This is a genomic window from Clostridium sp. AM33-3, from assembly GCF_003480315.1.
In the GTDB taxonomy this organism is placed as follows: domain Bacteria; phylum Bacillota; class Clostridia; order Lachnospirales; family Lachnospiraceae; genus Brotaphodocola.
In genome coordinates this window covers 21880-39609 of sequence record NZ_QUIV01000017.1, presented here as the reverse complement: position 1 = coordinate 39609, position 17730 = coordinate 21880, and the positions used below count along the sequence as shown (strand labels likewise).

Here is a 17730-nt window from a genome sequence, read left to right as displayed (position 1 = left end):
ATGGAATTGACGAAAAAAACAATCGGGCAGTATCTGAAGGAACAGGCAGCCGTGATCGGAGATCACACCGCTATGGAAATGTTTGGCTGGAGCTGTAGCTTCGCCCAGCTGGATGAGACATCAGATCTTATGGCAGGCAGACTGGACGATATGGGAGTCACACGGGGAACCCATGTGGGAATCTGGAGTGTCAACAGTCCGAACTGGGTATTTACCTTTCTGGCGCTGGTGAAGATTGGTGCCGTTCCGGTGCTGATCAATACCTGTTACCGGGATGAAGAACTGAAGGGAATCCTGAATTACTCCGATGTGGAATATGTGTTCTGCGGCACTGGCTGCAAGGATATTGTCTATGATGATGTGATCGCGGATATCCGGAAGGATACGCCGAAGGTAAAGCGCTTCCTTCATCTGGATGAAAAGGAAGCAGGAACCTGGATGAGCCCGGACAGCTTCGGCCGCCGGGAAAAGTCACCGGAACTTCTGGCCCGTGTACAGGAGCTGAAAAGCCAGGTACAGCCGGAGGACGCGGCCTGCATGATCTTTACGTCCGGCACCACATCCCTTCCAAAGGGGATCCTGCTGAGCCATGAGCAGCTGATCAACAACAGCCGTGCCATGGTGGAGGCAATGCACTGGGGCGTTACGGATAAGATGTGCATAACCGTTCCACTGTTTCATTGCTTCGGCATCACTGCCGGCGTGATTGCGTGTATCACAGGAGGCATGGCTATGTGCCTGATCCCATATTTTCGGACAGCCCATGTGTGGGACGCCATTGATCAGTACAAATGTACGATCTTAAACGGTGTTCCGAGCATGTTTCTCGCATTGATCCGCAAACCGCAGTACGCGGGACGTCAGGCACCAGATCTGAAATCCGGCATCATCGCAGGCTCCCCGTGTACCCCGGAGGATTTTCTGGAAATCTGCAGACGGTTTCCGCAGATGCATCTGCAGCCGTCTTACGGACAGACAGAAACATCACCATGTATTGCCATTGCAGACTGGGATGATCCAAATGAAATCAAGGCGGTATCGGCCGGACATGTGATCGAACATGTGAAGGCACGTATCGCAGATCTTGCAACCGGGAAAGAAGCAGCACTGGGGAAGGCCGGAGAAATTCAGGTTCAGGGCTATAATGTCATGCTGGGGTATTATCATCTGCCGCAGGCCAATGCCAAAGTCTTCACAGAGGATGGATGGCTGAGGACCGGAGATATCGGCTACTTCGACGAAACGGGTGAGCTTCATATTACCGGACGCCTCAAAGAGATGATCATCCGTGCGGGAGAAAATATTTCTCCGCGGGAGATTGAGTTTATGATCCGCCGTTATGAAGGGGTGGCGGATGTTAAGGTAGTAGGAGTTCCGGCGCAGGTTCTTCAGGAAGAAATTGCAGCCTGCGTGATTTTGAAGCCGGGAGTGCAGATCGATAAAGAACGGATGCTTTCCTATTTAAAACAGCATTTGGCAGATTATAAGGTTCCGGCCTATGTATTCTGGTTTGAGAAATTCCCCATGAACGCGAGTGGTAAGATTGAATTAAAGGAGCTGCGAAAAGAAGCAGCGGAGCGTGCCGCAAAACAGCGTGAGACGGCTGGCGGCACACAAGAATAAGCATACAGCCGGAGCAATCCGGTTTAGATACCAATATGTATGAAGGAGGAAATAGAGCAAGATGGCAGACGCATTTTTCACAGAGCAGCATGAACTGGTCAGAAAACTGGCAAGAGAATTTGCAGAGACAGAGCTGACAAAAGAAATTCTTGACAAAGTCGAGGAAGAGGAGGTTTTCCCAGAGGAAATCCTCGACAAGATGGCAAAAGCCGGTTTCTTCGGAATCAAGGTTCCGAAGCAGTACGGTGGACAGGGCGGAGACGCGCGTTCTTACGTTATCGTAATGGAAGAGATCGCAAGAGTATCCGGTGTTGCAAGTATTTATGTTTCTTCCCCGAACTCCCTTTCCGGCGGTCCGTTCCTTCTTTCCGGAAACGCTGAGCAGAAAGAGAAATATTTACGTCCGGTCGTAACCGGCGAAAAGAAGGTCTGCTTCGCACTGACTGAGCCGGGCGCAGGTTCCGACGCAGGCGGCATGCAGACCACTGCAGTAAAAGATGGTGACTACTATGTCCTGAATGGCCGTAAGACCTTTATCACCATGGCGCCTCTGGCTGACTGGGCGGTTGTATACGCAAAGACCGACATGAGCATGGGAACCAAGGGTATTTCCGCATTCATCGTAGACATGAAGCAGGAGGGTGTATCCTGTGGTAAGCCGGAGAAAAAGATGGGTGTCGTAGGCTGCGCAACCAGTGATATCATTCTGGAAAATGTACGTGTACATAAAGACAACCTGCTTGGTCAGGAAGGCAAGGGCTTCATTAACGCAATGAAGACTCTGGATACCGGACGTATGGGCGTTGCTGCACAGTCTATCGGTGTTGCACAGGGCTGTCTGGATGAAGCGATCAAGTATGCAAAAGAGAGAAAGCAGTTTGGCCGTCCGATCGCAAAATTCCAGGCGATCGCATTTATGCTGGCTGAGATGGCAACCAAGCTTGAGGCAGCCAAGAACCTGGTTTACAAGACTGCATGGCTGATCGATAACGGTCAGGATGCTTCCATGGCAGCCTCCATGGCAAAATTCTACGCATCTGAGGTCTGCAACGAGATCGCTGCCAAGACCGTTCAGATCCATGGTGGATATGGCTTCATCAAGGACTACAAGATTGAGCGTATGTTCCGTGACTGTCGTGTATTCACGATCTACGAAGGAACCAGCCAGGTACAGCAGATGGTAATTTCTGGTAAATTACTGAAGTAATTAGGAGGGAGCAGACCATAATGAAGATCTTAGTATGTGTAAAACAGGTGCCAGACACCACAGAAGTAAAGATTGATCCGGTTAAGGGAACCCTGATCCGTGAGGGTGTTCCGAGTATCTTAAACCCGGATGACGCAAATGCGCTGGAGGCAGCACTTCAGTTAAAAGACAAAGACCCGGAGGGAACCTCTGTTGCAGTCCTGACCATGGGACCGCCTCAGGCAACCTACATGCTGCGTGAGTGCCTGGCAATGGGCGCTGATGAAGCATATCTGTTAAGCGACCGTGTATTCGGTGGTGCAGATACCTGCGCAACCTCTACCACCATCGCAGCTGGTATCCGCAAGGTCAATGAGCTGGGCAAGGTTGACATCATCTTCGCTGGCCGTCAGGCAATCGATGGTGATACCGCTCAGGTTGGACCGCAGATCGGCCAGAGACTTGGTGTTCCGGTTGTTACCTATGTACAGGATTACAAAGTAGAAGGCGACAAGGTTATCGTACAGAGACAGCTTGAGGATGGCTACGAGGTCATCGAGGTTGGCATGCCGTGCCTGCTGACTGCAGTGAAAGAGTTAAATACCCCAAGATACATGAGCATTGGCGGTATCGTAGATGCTTACCAGAAAGAGATCACCGTATGGGATCACGTTGCAGTTGACCTGGATCCGGCAGACTGTGGACTGAAAGCTTCTCCTACCCGTGTATTCCGTTCCTTCACCCCGCCGCAGAAGGGCAAGGGCGAAATGCTTGAGGGCAGCATTCAGGAGATGGGTGCAAAGCTTGTAGGCAAACTGGTCGAGAAGCATTACATCTAAGCACAAGTGAAAGGAAAGGGTACGAAGAAATGGCAGACGTAAAGGATTTAAGCGCCTACAAAGGCGTATGGGTATTTGCAGAGCAGAGAGAAGGCAAGATCATGCCGGTAGTAATCGAGCTGCTCGGAGAGGGCCGCAAGCTGGCTGACGCAGTTGGATGTGAGCTGTGTGCCGTACTTCTTGGCGAAAACGTAGGAGGACTGACCGATGAGCTGTTTGCATATGGCGCAGATAAGGTATATCTGGCAGACGATCCGGAGTTAAAGGATTACCGTACCGACGCTTACAGCATTACCATTGGCAAGGCAATTGAGGAATACAAACCGGAGATCGTTCTGTTAGGTGCAACACATATCGGACGTGACCTTGGCCCGTGTCTGGCAGTTAACTGCAACACTGGTCTGACTGCAGACTGCACCAAGCTGGAGATCGACCCGACCGATAAGAAGATTCAGCAGACCCGTCCGGCATTCGGCGGAAACTTAATGGCTACGATTATCTGCCCGGATCACAGACCGCAGATGTCTACCGTACGTCCTGGCGTTATGGAGAAAGCACAGTACCAGGCAGGCCGTAAGGGTGAGGTTATAAAATTAAACGTTTCCTTTAAGGAAGGCGAGATCCGTACCAAGGTTCTGGAGATCGTTAAGAGCTTAAAAGAGACGGTTTCCCTGACCGACGCAAAGATCATCGTATCTGGCGGTATGGGACTTGGCAAGCCGGAGGGCTTTGACTTATTAAAGCAGCTGGCAGATAAGCTGGGCGGCGTAGTAGCAGCTTCCCGTGCAGCAGTAGATGCAGGCTGGATCGATCATTCCTACCAGGTAGGACAGACCGGTACCACCGTAAAACCGAAGGTATACTTTGCATGCGGTATTTCCGGAGCAATCCAGCACGTAGCAGGTATGCAGGACTCTGAGCTGATCGTTGCCATCAACACCAACGAGTCTGCACCGATCTTCGAGATCGCAGACGTTGGCATTGTAGGTGATCTGTATAAAGTGATTCCGGCAATCATCGAGGAACTGGACAAGGCAGAAGCAAAAGACTGATCATAAAACGAACCTTTATAAGAGAGTGGGATGCAGAAGTGTCCCGCTCTTTTGTTTGTATGATAGGAAATTTTTTCAATTAAGGCAAAGCGGAGGACTTAGACATGATGGGATATGACATCAGGGAGGTGCTGCCGGAGGTGTTCCGGATTCCGGTGCCTCTGGAGGGTAATCCACTCAAAGAGTTAAACAGCTATCTGTTCCGGGGCAGCAGGGAGGCGAAGCAGCGCAATCTGCTGGTGGATACCGGATTTCGGACAGAAGGCTGCAAAAAAGCGCTCCTTAAGGGACTGGGGCAGCTTGGCGTATCCATGGAGGATACGGATATCCTGCTGACACATCTTCATGCAGATCACAGTGGGAACGCCCCGGAGCTGATCCGGCCGGGCGGAAGGGTATATATCAGCCGGGAGGATTACCGGTTTATGGACGGAACATTGCAGGAGCACCGTTCGGAACGCTTCCGGGAAAACGGAATTGAGGAATCGCTTTTGCAGGCGATGTTAGCATGTACGCCGTCCAGAACCATGGCAGCGCCGCTTTCCTTCCGGGATTATACGCTGCTGGAGGAAGGAGATGTGATCTTAGCGGGGCGGTACACGCTGCGGGCCATCTGGACACCGGGACATACACCAGGGCATTTCTGCTTTGAAGTCTGCGGTACCGGCGCCATGCTTCTGGGGGATCACGTGCTGTTTGACATTACGCCCAATATCACAGACTGGTGGGATGTGCCGGATTCGCTGGGCGATTATTTAAGGAGCCTGGACAAGCTGGAAGCCTATCCGGTTACCCTGCCGTTTCCGGGGCACCGGCAGGCAGGGGATATGAAGCTCAGGATTCGTCAGCTGAAGGAGCATCATAAGAAGCGTCTGGCAGACTGCCTTAGAATTGTCCGTGAATTGCAGCATGATCCGGTGAAGAAGCCATGCCTTTATGATATTACGGGCTGCATGAAATGGAAGATCCACTGTGATGGCTGGGATGATTTTCCGCCGGCCCAGCGCTGGTTTGCCCTGGGTGAATGCTTTGCGCATCTGGACCATCTGAAACAGGAAGGACTGGTCCGGGAGGTCTGCGGGGAGCATGGTGTGCATTATGAACCTGTTGAGAAATAAAAAGATCCGGTAAAAAACTTTTAAAAGCCTCTTTTTTTTGCTACACTGTTACCAGTAACAAAGAAAAGAGGTTTTTATGTTATATCAGATTACGGATGGTACCGTTTCGGCGGGCGGACATGTGATTTTGTCCCATGTGAATTTTGAGATAAAGGGAAATGAAAAGATTGCCCTGGTGGGGCGAAATGGCGCAGGAAAGACCACGCTTTTAAAGCTGATCGCAGGAGAGCTTTCCCTGGACCGGGACGACAGGCGCCAGGGAGCAGGTGTGACGTCTTCTCGTCGGCTGACCGTGGGAATGTTAAAGCAGCAGGCTTTTTCGGACCGGGAACAGACCGTGGAGGAGATTCTTTTGGCGGCATGCCCGTTTCGCGATACCTTTGCGCGGGAACGGTTTGAATATGAGCAGGAGTATGACCGGATCTTTACCGGCTTTGGCTTTGCAAGGGCTGACAAGCAAAAAAAGATCGGAGATTTTTCCGGAGGTGAGCAGACGAAGATCGCGCTGATCCGTCTGCTTCTGGAAAAACCGGATATTTTACTGTTAGATGAGCCGACCAACCATCTGGATATTGCCACGATCCAGTGGCTGGAGCAGTATCTGAAGTGGTATGAGCATGCAGTGGTGCTGGTGTCTCATGACCGCTTCTTTCTGGACCAGGTAGCGGAGGCTGTCGTGGAGGTTTCAGATGGAAAACTGACCCGGTACGCGGGCAATTACAGCGAATACCGCACCGAAAAGCGAAAGCGGATCGAGCGGCAGCAAAAGGCCTGGGAACGCCAGAAGGAGGAAGAAGACCGGTTAAACGGCGTGATCGAGCGGTTCCGGCACAAGCCGACAAAAGCCTCCTTTGCGCGAGCCAAGAAAAAGCAGCTGGAGCGCATGGAGCGGGTAGAAAAACCGGTGGAAGATGATGTCCATCTGTTTACCGGCAATATCGAACCGCTGATCCCGGGCAGCAAGTGGGTGTTTGAGGCAGAGCATCTGAAAATCGGTTATGACCGGCCCCTTTTAGAGATTACCATGCGGATCCGGAGAGGGCAGAAGCTTGGTATTCTGGGAGCCAACGGAGCCGGAAAAAGTACGTTTTTAAAGACGGTGGCCGGACTTTTGCAGCCGTTTCAGGAGAAGGACAGATCGGTCGAACGACGATGTGTGCTGGGGAATAACATTACCATCGGATATTTTGACCAGCATTCTGCGGAAATTCAGTCAGATAAGTCTGTGGCAGAGCATTTCCACGACCTGTTCCCGGCTCTGACGGAAAAAGAGGTGCGAAATATCCTGGGGATGTATCTGTTCACGGGCAAGCTGGCATCCCGGCGGGTGAGTGATTTATCCGGCGGCGAAAAGGCAAGGCTTGTGCTGGCAGAGCTTTTGCAGAGCCGACCAAATTTCCTGATTTTAGATGAGCCGACCAACCATATGGATGTGCAGGCGAAGGAAACACTGGAATCGGCCTTTCAGGCTTATCAGGGAACCATTCTGTTTGTATCCCACGACCGGTATTTTATCCGCCAGGTGGCACAGAGCGTGCTGATCTTTGAAGAGACCGGTCCGATGTATTACCCATTCGGGTATGAGCATTATCTGGAAAAAAGGCAGAAGGCGGAGGCGTACGGCGAGGAACTCTCTGCCCAGGTGAAGGCAGAGGACGCGGCTCTTTTAGAGGGGATGCGGACTGTGCCGAAGGCGGAGCGCCACCGGCTTCGGGAATTCTCCACGGAAGAAGCCTATGCGGACTGGAAGTTGCGGCTGGTTTACGAAAAGCTGGAGCCGAAGGAACTGGAATATGGACGGCTGGAGGCGGAGTACCGTGGGCTGCTGGCTGAGTGGAAAATGTCGGAGGCATACTGGACGCTGGAGCCGGGAATCCCTGACGCTGTGGCAGCTGCGAAAGCCAGGCGTGATGAGGCCTTTAAACGGTGGCATGAACAGTGTATGGCATGGCTTGGGGTGTATGAAGAAGTACACGGTGAGCCGGATTTGAAATAAGGGACTGCAGAAAAAGCAGCAGGATAAAACAGAAGATTTCAGGAGGATACAGGATGGATACAGAGATGATACGTGCACGCCTTGCAGGCTGTCAGAAGCTTTTGATCGGACTGGGCGAGGAGTGGAAATGGAAACGCGGTGACGAAGCGCAGGAGGCGCGGCTGCGGGAGGCTTATGCAAATCTGTATGAGCTGGTGAAGGATAAGGATTATTTTATCATTACCATGGCCACAGACGCGCTGATTTTTGAGACGGAGCTGGGCAGCCAGACAGAGACTGCCGTGACGGAGGAGATTCATATGGAAGAGGTCTCCTGCCCGGCAGCGGATGAGCAGACTCAGGTTCTCATGGACCGTCTGTTCCCGGTACAGGAAAAGCCCAAGGACAAACGGATACAGAGGATCGTAGCGCCATGCGGCAACGAGACCTGGAAACAGTGCTCTGCGGGATGCACGAAGGATATCTGGGAACCGGATGAGGTCCCGTCCGGTATCTGCCCACACTGCGGCGCGCCGCTCACCGGCAACACCATCGAGGCGCACCCTTATATTGAAGAAGGCTATCTGCCTCAGTGGAACCGCTATACCCAGTGGCTGACCGGAACCTTTAACAAAGATCTGGTCATTCTGGAGCTTGGGGTTGGTTTTGCAAATCCGGGTGTGATTCGCTTCCCGTTTGAGAAGACCGCGTTTTTTAACCAGGGATCTTTCTTCCTGCGGGTGAACCAGACGTTTCCGCAGACAACGGAAGAATTGAAAGATCGTGCGCGGGGTGTCCACCAAAATTCAGTAGACTGGATGATAAAAAGTGATTATAATGTAGAATAAAAAAGAATCTGATAACCAGTAACTGCATGGAGGACACCAATGATTGCGATAATAGACTACGATGCCGGAAATATTCGAAGTGTGGAAAAAGCGCTGATCGCTCTGGGTGAGCAGCCGGTTGTGACAAGAGATAAGAATACGATTCTTGCGGCAGATAAGCTGATCCTGCCGGGCGTGGGTGCCTTTGGAGACGCCATGGAGCGCCTGCACCAGTACGGTCTGGTGGATGTGATCCGGGAGGCAGTAAAGAACGGTACGCCGCTTCTTGGGATTTGTCTTGGACTGCAGCTGTTATTTGAGCACAGTGATGAGAGCGACGGAGTGAAGGGACTTGGTATCTTAAAGGGCCAGATCTTAAAGATTCCGGATAGTCCGGGCCTGAAGATCCCGCATATGGGATGGAATTCCCTGGAGATAAAACCGGACACAAGGCTGTTTGCGGGAATCTCCAATGGAGCCTATGTATATTTTGTTCATTCTTATTATTTAAAAGCAGAGGATCCCAAAATCGTGGCGGCCACCACGGAGTACAGCACTCATATTCATGCTGCAGTAGAGCAGGGCAATGTGTTTGCCTGCCAGTTCCACCCGGAAAAGAGCAGTGAGGTGGGACTTCAGATCCTGAAAAATTTCATCAGCCTGTAGTGGATAGGGCAGTTTGGAGGAGCATATGTTTACAAAGAGAATCATTCCCTGCCTGGATGTTCACAATGGCCGGGTAGTAAAAGGTGTTAATTTTGTAAATCTGCGGGATGCAGGTGATCCGGTGGAGATTGCTGCAGCATATGATAAGGCTGGTGCCGATGAACTGGTATTTCTGGATATTACGGCATCTTCCGATGCGCGAGAGACTGTGGTGGACATGGTACGCCGGGTGGCAGAAACCGTGTTTATCCCGTTTACCGTGGGCGGAGGCATCCGTACCGTGGAGGATTTCCGGCGCCTTCTCCGCGAGGGCGCGGATAAGATTTCCATCAATTCTTCCGCCATCAATACGCCGGAGCTGATCAGCGACGCAGCAGATAAGTTTGGCCGTCAGTGCGTAGTCGTGGCCATTGATGCGCGACGCCGGGAAGATGGCTCCGGCTGGAATGTATACAAGAACGGCGGGCGCATTGACACCGGTCTGGATGCGGTCGAGTGGGCCATGAAGGCAGATTCCCTGGGAGCCGGCGAGATCCTGCTTACCAGCATGGACTGTGATGGAACTAAAGCTGGTTACGATAATGAACTCACATCTCTGATTGCGGAAAATGTGTCGGTTCCGGTTATCGCTTCCGGCGGCGCAGGAACGAAGGAACATTTTTACGATGCGCTGACGAAAGGAAAGGCAGATGCGGCGCTTGCGGCATCGCTGTTCCATTATAAGGAGCTGGAAATCCGGGATCTGAAGCAGTATCTGCGGGAACGCGGTATTTCTGTGCGGCTGTAACGGGTCGGGAACAGTGTGAGGATCCGGTGCTTCCAAAAAGCGGCATCGGAAAGGAAAGGAAAGGAGAGCTGTCAAATAACTATGGGCGCCATTGCAAATGACTGGCTTGGCCCGCTGAGCGGGGAGTTTAAAAAGCCGTATTATAAAAAACTGTACGAGACGGTAAAACATGAATATGAAACGAGACAGGTATTCCCGGATCCGAATGATATTTTTAATGCATTCGAATTTACACCGTTATCGGAAGTAAAAGTGGTGATCCTGGGACAGGATCCGTACCATAATGTGGGGCAGGCCCACGGCCTGTGCTTCTCTGTGAAGCCGGATGTCGAGATTCCGCCTTCTCTGGTGAACATCTATCAGGAGCTGCACGATGATCTGGGCTGTTACATACCGAACAACGGATATTTGGTAAAATGGGCGAAACAGGGAGTCATGATGTTAAACACCGTACTGACGGTGCGGGCCCATGCAGCCAATTCCCATCGCGGGATCGGCTGGGAGGAGTTTACGGACGCGGCCATTAAAATCTTAAATGAGCAGGACCGTCCGATGGTATTTATCCTCTGGGGACGTCCGGCCCAGATGAAAAAGTCCATGCTGGACAATCCGAAGCATCTGATCCTGGAGGCACCGCATCCGAGTCCGCTTTCCGCGTACCGCGGATTTTTCGGAAGCAAACCATTCAGCAAGACCAATGCATTTCTGGAGGCAAATGGACTGACTCCGATTGACTGGCAGATTGAAAATGTAGTAAAATGATTTTTTTGAATTGTTATAAATATGACAAAAAGAAATGAGGTAGAACGATGGAGTTTATTGAATTTCTGAAGATTCTGGTACTGGGTATTGTGGAGGGCTTTACCGAATGGCTTCCCATCAGCAGTACCGGGCATATGATCCTGGTGGATGAGATCATCCACTTAAACGTGACGGATGCATTTATGTCCATGTTCCGGGTGGTGATCCAGCTGGGGGCCATTCTGGCAGTTGTCGTCCTGTATTTCCGGCGCCTGAATCCCTTTGATCCGGGAAAAACAAAGGCACAGAAGGCGGGGACCGTAAAGCTCTGGATGAAGATTGTGGTAGCCTGCGTTCCGGCGGCAATACTGGGGCTGCTCCTGGATGACTGGATGGATGCCCACCTGTACAATGGATATGTGGTGGCAGCTATGCTGATCATTTACGGTATACTGTTTATCGTTCTGGAAAATCATAATCAGTATACAGATTTCCCGATCCAGCGTACCGGACAGATCTCTTACAAAACTGCGTTTTTCATTGGCCTGTTCCAGGTACTTTCTCTGGTGCCGGGTACCTCTCGTTCCGGTTCCACCATTTTAGGTGCCATGATCCTGGGCTGCTCCCGAAGCGCGGCAGCAGAGTTTTCCTTTTTCCTGGGTATTCCGGTTATGTTCGGTGCCAGTCTGCTAAAGCTGGTGAAGTTCGGCATCCATTTTACCGGGCTGGAGCTGTTTTACCTGATCGCTGGTATGGTGATCGCATTTGTAGTGTCGGTGTATTCCATCAAATTCCTGATGGGCTACATCAGAAAGAATAATTTTAAGGTATTTGGTTATTACCGGATCGTGCTGGGCGTCATCGTGCTGTTCTATTTCGGAGTAACTGCATTCCTTGGATAATGGAGGAATCGATGAATCGATTTGGAATACAGAGACCCCTTTCAAAAAAGAAATGCTTTTTGATCCTGTCGCTGCTTCCGCTGTATTTTATTGTGGTGGGCCTGTTTATGCAGCCGGTGGATCAAATCTTTCATGGAATCGTGGAGATCATACGAGAGCCGGACTTTCTGATCACGGACTATTTCGTGATTGGAGGTGTGGGTGCTGCATTTATCAATGCCGGTGTACTGACACTGATCTGTATCGGTATTATGTACGCCCTGGATATGAATTTTGACGGACATACCGTTACATCTACCTGCCTGATGTTTGGTTTCTCCCTGTTCGGAAAAAATCTGTTAAACATCTGGATGATTCTGGTGGGTGTGTTCTTATACGCAAGGTATCATAAAACTACCGTGAAGCGTTACCTGTACGTCGGATTTTACGGGACAAGCCTGTCCCCGATCGTAAGCCAGGTCATGCACATTGTGGATCTGCCGCTGCCGCTGCGGTTCCTTCTGTGCGCGGCTACGGGCATCATCATTGGATTCGTACTGCCGCCGTTAAGTACCCATGTGCATTTTTCTCACAAGGGTTATTCTCTTTACAACGTAGGATTTGCAGGTGGAATTATTGCGACCGTGATCGTATCCATCCTGAAATCCTTTGGCGTAACCATTGAATCCCGTCTGATCTGGTTTACCGGTCAGAATCAGACCTTTATCATTCTGCTGGCCATTCTGTTTGGAGCTATGATTCTGTATGGCATTATCACTGATCCCATGGCGCTGGAAGATTACCGCAGTATTCTGCGGTCCTACGGACTGGGAGGAACCGACTACTATAAGTCTGAGGGCGGTGCAGCAGTCATGATCAATATGGGCGTGAATGGTCTGGCTTCCATGCTCTTTGTGGTGATGGTAGGTGCGGATTTAAACGGTCCGACTATCGGCGGGATCTTTACCGTGGTGGGCTTTAGTGCTACCGGTAAGCATTTGCGCAATATTCTTCCGGTCATGGCCGGAGTGCTGATTGCCAGCGAGGCAAAAAGCTGGAACATCACCGACCCATCGGCGATCCTTGCACTGCTTCTTTCTACCACCCTTGCACCGATTGCCGGTGAGTTTGGAATCATCGCCGGTGTGATCGCAGGATTTTTACATTCCTCCGTAGCACTGAATGTGGGAATCGTATATGGAGGTATGAATCTATATAACAACGGATTCGCAGGCGGCCTTGTGGCTATGTTCCTGGTTCCGGTGATCCAGTCCATCCGCGACAGACGGGCGAGAGCACGCGGCGGATTATCATTGTAACAATAAAAATTTGAGTTACAAAGCTGAATAAAGGTCCGGAAGTGAAAGAGACCGCCTTCCTCTATTTTCACATATCGTTGTTTGCTTGCTCTCGCTAACACGCGTTCGCCTGTGTCGGATTAACATCCGCCACATTCGGACGTGTGTGCTCAAGATGCAAACACCTGATATGTTGAAAATCCCGGAAAGCGGTCTCATTCACTTCCTGCTGTATTGGCTTCGCTAAAAAATAGTAGCTACAGCCTATATTAACTCTGCCATAAAAAGAAAACGCAGCCAGAACATAAAAGCCGAATTACAGGCTTTCGTCAGTAACGTTCTGGCTGCGTTTATTATTATCGCAGAATAACCAATACAGTAGAAGGTTCGGTCAGACCATACAGAATAAGCAGATGCGTTGGAATTTTCTTGCATTGCATATCAAGAACGCGCCAGTGACGCGTTCGCAGATTCATGAGCGAGCATAGCGCCAGACCGGAGAGCATTGTCTGAGCGTGCAGCGCACGCGAGTTTTGCTCGCAGGTCTGGCAACAGGCGGCGGAGCGAATGAAGTACAAAATTTCACAGCATCTGCTTATTCTGTATGGTCTGACCGAACCTTCGGACCTTATTGATTATTCTTTAAATTGCAATATTGCGCTCAGAAACTTAACCGCATCTGATACCATGTTACATTGCCATGTACGGAGGCGGACACTCCTTCGTTTACGAAGCCGAATTTTGCGTAATAATGGATCAGTTTATCTTTGCAGGTGAGCACAAGTCCTTTGCGGCCCTGAGCTCTGGCATCTGAGATGGCACGTTGTATTAGGGTTCCGGCATAGCCATGTCTGCGGTACTCCGGGATGGTATTGACGCCGAAGATCATCTGCCAGGTACCGTCTTCCTTATGGAGAGCGGCATGTTCATACATTTCATCGGTCAGGTCAGCCATATCGGTGACCATGCCGTCTACAAAGGCAATGAGCTTATCTTCATCGAACATGAGCCAGAAATGGTTACTGTAATGGGCCAGGCGCTGTTTAAAATCACTGCGGGTGGCAGCCTCAGCGGGTGGGAAGCATTCAGCCTCAACAGCGGTGACTGCATCAAGATCTTCTATGGTGGCGGTTCTGATTAACATAGGGAAAGTCCTCCTGATTTTTTTCTAAAGACAGATGGTATTGTAGCATGATGGCTTTGAAAAATCCAGCCGGCAGTTTCGGCAAACGTGGTTTGGCATGCGAAAGACAAAAAAATAACAAAATGGAATTTTGTTCACTGGTCTGGTTGCCTATCTCAGCGAAAAGTTTGGGGTGACATTTTACCTTCTGGGATTGCTGTCATGCCTGATGGTGATAGACTATCTTTCTGGCATGGCAGCAAGCGCAGTGGAAGCGTTGGACCATCCAGATGATAAGTCATATAGATGGAGCAGCCGAAAAGGTGCAAAGGGCATTGCCAAAAAGGTGGCGTATCTGGTTGTGATCGCCGTGGCGATGGTTATTGATTATATTATTATTCAGACATCAGATGTTTTAAGATTTACCCTACCGAACACAATACTTTCGCTGCTTGTAACTGTTTGGTATTTATTAAATGAAGCCTTATCAATCACTGAGAATGCTGGCCGCATGGGTGCCCCGGTACCGGGCTGGCTTATGAAGTACATAGCAGCACTGAAAAGCAAGATTGATAATAATAGAGAGAATGGAGACAGCACAGAGTAGAAGGAGGTGATCCAGATATCTCCCGCCAGCAGCCCGGGTGATGGCCGCCATTGCGACGTTGCAACAGGAATTATGTAGAATATTGGCATGAAGTATGATATGATGTAGGAGCTGCCGAACCTCCAGCAGAAAGGAGGTGTGCATCCATGACAGAATTAGTCACCACATTTCTTGTCTCTGTTTTAGCAGGTATAGTTAGCTACTACATATGCAAATGGCTGGACAGAGACAAGTAGGCAGCAACAGCCTAAACGGAGTGGTTCACCGTGACGAACAAGAAAACCCCAGAGGATAGCAGCCTCTGGGGTTTTTGCATCGCATGAGAAATTCACCACATTTCTTAGCTGCTTATATCATATTCTATTTGGGCTAAAAAGTCAATATGTCATAAAAATCATACAATGAAAGAAAAGAGAACAAATTTATGAGAGACATTTCACTTTGTCACCCGCGCCTGCAGAGCATTGCTAGTGACTGGCTTAAAAGCATGCGCCACTGAGGGCATCACTGTATCAATCAGCGAGACTTTGCGCACTGCAGCGGAGCAGAACGCTCTTTATGCTTAGTGCCGCACCAAGCCCGGTATCTTGGATCTGATGGCGCGCTGCAGTATCCGGGTTTAATCCGTTTAAATACTGGGTAAAAGAAAAATGCGTCTGATAGGAATCGAACCTACGCACGCGGCTCCGGAGGCCACTGCTCTATCCACTGAGCTACAGACGCATCTATATCATGATACTATACTTTTTTCGAATTTGCAAGGGGATTTGTTGATTTTTTAGCCTGATTTTGATATGATGTATCTGCTATTTGTATGCAATCAGAATGTGATACAGCAGTGGTAATTTTGAAAAGCTGGAGGATAACATTTTATGAAACATAACTGGAATTTTTTTCAGAATGAAAGTGCAGATGCAGAGAAAAAGGCACTGCTTCCGGTTCTTGTGATTCCGCTTGTAGTCATTGTGCTGATGATCGTGATCGTACTTGCAGATTACGGAAAAAAACGGGCAGAGGAACTGCCTGCGGTGACGGAAACGGCAGAAACAGAGGAGCAGGAACCGGAGACAATGGCAGAAACCGGTGAATCTGCAGAGACAGAAACCGATACGGCAGCAGAAGCGGAGACAGAAGCTTCAGAAGAAAACGGGGATCCTTACACAACGGAAAATCTGACTCATGACAGTGTGCCGGAAGTCTTAAGTCTGATGAAAAAATATTTTACTGCGCGGGCCAGCGGAGACGCAGACACCATGAATGAGATTTACGGGGTATCCGGTCTTTCCTTTACGGAGTTGGAACATGAGAAGACCAGACTGCGCAGCAATTCCAAGTATGTGCAGGAGTTTGAGAATATCACCACCTATGTGCGTGACGGTGTGACAGCAGACAGCTGGCTGGTTTACGCGCTGGCAGATATTAAGTTCCATTCCGTGAAAACAGCAGCGCCCATGATCATGTGGTGCTATGTAGAGAAAGACAGTGAGGGTAATTTTCATATCATCAACGATGCGGATCTTTCGGAGAATGTGCTCCAGTTTGTGGAGACCTCCAATCATTCGGAGGAGGTGCGGAAGCTGGCATCCAGTGTAAATGTGAAGCTGAAGGAAGCCCTGAATTCCGATGAGGATTTAAACAGTGTTTACGGCGTCCTTCGTGATGGTTCGCCGGTTTATGATGACGGCCAGGAGCCGGAGGTTGTGATCGGTGAGGAAGAATCTTCCGGGAGCGGAGCCGACAGTGTGGAAACTGAGGTGAGTGCGGGCGAAGGGAGCAGCGAAACAGTAACCGAGTCTGCGGCAGAGCCTCAGAGCACAGAGGAAACCGGTGCGGCCGCAAACTAAAACAGAAAAGAAAGAAGATAATACTATGGAAACTATGAATGTAAAAGATTTTTATTTTGATCTGCCTCAGGAACTGATCGCGCAGGATCCGCTGGAGGACCGTTCCTCTTCCCGCCTTCTGGTGCTGGATAAAAACACCGGGGAAATGGAGCATCGCCACTTCCGCGACATCACCGAGTATTTAAGACCGGGGGACTGTCTGGTCATCAACAACACCAAGGTTATTCCGGCACGCCTGTTTGGTGTGAAGGAAGACACCCAGGCCCAAATCGAGGTGCTTCTGTTAAAACGCCGGGAAAATGATATCTGGGAGACGCTGGTAAAGCCTGGTAAAAAATGCCGGCCGGGTACAGTGATCGTTTTCGGTGAAGGCCTGTTAAAGGGCACAGTGATCGATGTGGTAGATGAGGGCAACCGTCTGATCCAGTTTTCCTACGAGGGGATTTTTGAGGAGATCCTGGATCAGCTTGGACAGATGCCGCTTCCGCCGTACATTACCCATCAGTTAAAGGACAAGAACCGTTATCAGACGGTATACGCAGAGCACGACGGCTCTGCGGCAGCACCAACTGCCGGATTGCATTTTACGAAAGAGCTTCTGGCGCAGATCGAGGAGATGGGGGTAAAGATTGCGCATGTAACGCTGCATGTAGGTCTTGGCACGTTCCGTCCGGTCAAGGTAGAGAATGTGCTGGAGCATCATATGCATTCTGAGTTTTATATGGTAGAGGAATCTGAGGCAAAAAAGATCAACGATACCAAGGCAGCAGGCGGCCGCGTTATCTGTGTGGGTACCACCAGCTGCCGTACCATTGAGTCTGCCACCGGAGAGGACGGAATCTTAAAGGCCGGAAGCGGCTGGACCGAGATTTTTATTTATCCGGGTTATAAATTTAAAATCCTGGACTGCCTGATCACGAACTTCCATCTGCCGGAGTCTACTCTGGTGATGCTGGTTTCTGCGCTGGCAGGACGCGAGCATGTACTGCATGCTTATAAGGAGGCAATTAAGGAACGCTACCGTTTCTTTAGTTTTGGTGATGCGATGTTCATTCACGATTAAAGACCGGGTAAGAGACAGGCTATCTCCCTGGTGGGGGGATAGCCATTTTCGGCTTATGAAACGGTGAAGAGCGTGCTCCGGATGATGGAACATGCACGAA

16 protein-coding genes and 1 tRNA gene are annotated in these 17730 nt (G+C 50.2%); 15 read left to right on the top strand and 2 right to left on the bottom strand.

Annotation, left to right across the window (positions count from 1 at the left end; translation table 11 throughout):
• The 12 genes from DW819_RS10750 (at nt 1) to DW819_RS10695 (ending at nt 13014) form a co-directional block, all read left to right on the top strand.
• Nucleotides 1-1623 carry an AMP-binding protein gene (locus DW819_RS10750; protein WP_182432629.1) on the top strand — a complete coding sequence of 541 codons (1623 nt, stop codon included), beginning with the start codon at nt 1-3 and terminating at the stop codon, nt 1621-1623.
• A 61-nt stretch (nt 1624-1684) separates the two neighbouring features.
• Nucleotides 1685-2830 (top strand): acyl-CoA dehydrogenase family protein, encoded by a 1146-nt coding sequence (locus tag DW819_RS10745; RefSeq protein ID WP_118541785.1) that lies wholly within the window; start codon nt 1685-1687, stop codon nt 2828-2830.
• A 20-nt stretch (nt 2831-2850) separates the two neighbouring features.
• Entirely contained in the window at nt 2851-3648 is a 798-nt protein-coding gene (gene etfB / locus DW819_RS10740) for an electron transfer flavoprotein subunit beta (RefSeq protein WP_118541787.1), read from the top strand.
• Nucleotides 3649-3677: 29 nt separating this feature from the next.
• On the top strand, nt 3678-4700 hold the full coding sequence (locus DW819_RS10735) for an electron transfer flavoprotein subunit alpha/FixB family protein (protein ID WP_118541789.1): 1023 nt from the start codon (nt 3678-3680) through the stop codon (nt 4698-4700).
• Between the two features lie 104 nt (nt 4701-4804).
• On the top strand, nt 4805-5818 hold the full coding sequence (locus tag DW819_RS10730; RefSeq protein WP_118733281.1) for an MBL fold metallo-hydrolase: 1014 nt from the start codon (nt 4805-4807) through the stop codon (nt 5816-5818).
• A 76-nt stretch (nt 5819-5894) separates the two neighbouring features.
• The gene (locus tag DW819_RS10725) at nt 5895-7814 is read left to right on the top strand and encodes an ABC-F family ATP-binding cassette domain-containing protein (RefSeq protein WP_118733280.1); all 1920 of its coding nucleotides are present in this window, start codon (nt 5895-5897) and stop codon (nt 7812-7814) included.
• 53 nt (nt 7815-7867) lie between these two features.
• Complete coding sequence (locus tag DW819_RS10720) at nt 7868-8641, top strand: hypothetical protein (RefSeq protein ID WP_118733279.1); 774 nt, start codon at nt 7868-7870, stop codon at nt 8639-8641.
• Between the two features lie 39 nt (nt 8642-8680).
• The gene (hisH, locus tag DW819_RS10715) at nt 8681-9286 is read left to right on the top strand and encodes an imidazole glycerol phosphate synthase subunit HisH (RefSeq protein ID WP_118733278.1); all 606 of its coding nucleotides are present in this window, start codon (nt 8681-8683) and stop codon (nt 9284-9286) included.
• A gap of 25 nt (nt 9287-9311) precedes the next feature.
• Nucleotides 9312-10073 (top strand): imidazole glycerol phosphate synthase subunit HisF, encoded by a 762-nt coding sequence (gene hisF, locus DW819_RS10710; protein WP_118733277.1) that lies wholly within the window; start codon nt 9312-9314, stop codon nt 10071-10073.
• 81 nt (nt 10074-10154) lie between these two features.
• Nucleotides 10155-10835, top strand: a complete 681-nt coding sequence (locus DW819_RS10705) for a uracil-DNA glycosylase (protein WP_118733276.1) — start codon at nt 10155-10157, stop codon at nt 10833-10835.
• Between the two features lie 47 nt (nt 10836-10882).
• Nucleotides 10883-11716, top strand: coding sequence for an undecaprenyl-diphosphate phosphatase (locus DW819_RS10700; protein ID WP_118733275.1), 834 nt, complete (start codon nt 10883-10885; stop codon nt 11714-11716).
• Between the two features lie 11 nt (nt 11717-11727).
• Nucleotides 11728-13014 carry a DUF1576 domain-containing protein gene (locus DW819_RS10695; protein WP_118733274.1) on the top strand — a complete coding sequence of 429 codons (1287 nt, stop codon included), beginning with the start codon at nt 11728-11730 and terminating at the stop codon, nt 13012-13014.
• Between the two features lie 640 nt (nt 13015-13654).
• Here DW819_RS10695 and DW819_RS10690 read toward each other — a convergent pair.
• On the bottom strand, nt 13655-14137 hold the full coding sequence (locus DW819_RS10690; RefSeq protein ID WP_118733273.1) for a GNAT family N-acetyltransferase: 483 nt from the start codon (nt 14135-14137) through the stop codon (nt 13655-13657).
• A gap of 130 nt (nt 14138-14267) precedes the next feature.
• On the opposite strand from DW819_RS10690, the gene DW819_RS10685 reads away from it, so the two are divergent.
• Nucleotides 14268-14723 (top strand): phage holin family protein, encoded by a 456-nt coding sequence (locus DW819_RS10685; protein WP_243025801.1) that lies wholly within the window; start codon nt 14268-14270, stop codon nt 14721-14723.
• Between the two features lie 651 nt (nt 14724-15374).
• On the opposite strand, the gene DW819_RS10680 is transcribed toward DW819_RS10685, so the two are convergent.
• Nucleotides 15375-15446 (bottom strand) — tRNA-Arg (locus DW819_RS10680).
• A gap of 149 nt (nt 15447-15595) precedes the next feature.
• Between DW819_RS10680 and DW819_RS10675 the strand changes: the two genes are divergently transcribed.
• Nucleotides 15596-16567, top strand: coding sequence for a hypothetical protein (locus DW819_RS10675; RefSeq protein WP_118733271.1), 972 nt, complete (start codon nt 15596-15598; stop codon nt 16565-16567).
• Between the two features lie 34 nt (nt 16568-16601).
• Nucleotides 16602-17630 (top strand): tRNA preQ1(34) S-adenosylmethionine ribosyltransferase-isomerase QueA, encoded by a 1029-nt coding sequence (queA, locus tag DW819_RS10670; RefSeq protein ID WP_118733303.1) that lies wholly within the window; start codon nt 16602-16604, stop codon nt 17628-17630.
• The last annotated feature ends 100 nt before the right edge of the window (nt 17631-17730 follow it).

Bases quoted from the DNA above. Each gene is read 5' to 3' on its own strand.
- DW819_RS10735 (WP_118541789.1), top strand. From the start codon at position 3,678: ATGGCAGACGTAAAGGATTTAAGCGCCTACAAAGGCGTATGGGTATTT.
- DW819_RS10695 (WP_118733274.1), top strand. From the start codon at position 11,728: ATGAATCGATTTGGAATACAGAGACCCCTTTCAAAAAAGAAATGCTTT.
- DW819_RS10690 (WP_118733273.1), bottom strand. From the start codon at position 14,137: ATGTTAATCAGAACCGCCACCATAGAAGATCTTGATGCAGTCACCGCT.
- DW819_RS10700 (WP_118733275.1), top strand. From the start codon at position 10,883: ATGGAGTTTATTGAATTTCTGAAGATTCTGGTACTGGGTATTGTGGAG.
- hisH (WP_118733278.1), top strand. From the start codon at position 8,681: ATGATTGCGATAATAGACTACGATGCCGGAAATATTCGAAGTGTGGAA.
- hisF (WP_118733277.1), top strand. From the start codon at position 9,312: ATGTTTACAAAGAGAATCATTCCCTGCCTGGATGTTCACAATGGCCGG.
- queA (WP_118733303.1), top strand. From the start codon at position 16,602: ATGAATGTAAAAGATTTTTATTTTGATCTGCCTCAGGAACTGATCGCG.
- DW819_RS10730 (WP_118733281.1), top strand. From the start codon at position 4,805: ATGATGGGATATGACATCAGGGAGGTGCTGCCGGAGGTGTTCCGGATT.
- etfB (WP_118541787.1), top strand. From the start codon at position 2,851: ATGAAGATCTTAGTATGTGTAAAACAGGTGCCAGACACCACAGAAGTA.
- DW819_RS10675 (WP_118733271.1), top strand. From the start codon at position 15,596: ATGAAACATAACTGGAATTTTTTTCAGAATGAAAGTGCAGATGCAGAG.
- DW819_RS10705 (WP_118733276.1), top strand. From the start codon at position 10,155: ATGGGCGCCATTGCAAATGACTGGCTTGGCCCGCTGAGCGGGGAGTTT.
- DW819_RS10720 (WP_118733279.1), top strand. From the start codon at position 7,868: ATGGATACAGAGATGATACGTGCACGCCTTGCAGGCTGTCAGAAGCTT.
- DW819_RS10745 (WP_118541785.1), top strand. From the start codon at position 1,685: ATGGCAGACGCATTTTTCACAGAGCAGCATGAACTGGTCAGAAAACTG.
- DW819_RS10750 (WP_182432629.1), top strand. From the start codon at position 1: ATGGAATTGACGAAAAAAACAATCGGGCAGTATCTGAAGGAACAGGCA.
- DW819_RS10725 (WP_118733280.1), top strand. From the start codon at position 5,895: ATGTTATATCAGATTACGGATGGTACCGTTTCGGCGGGCGGACATGTG.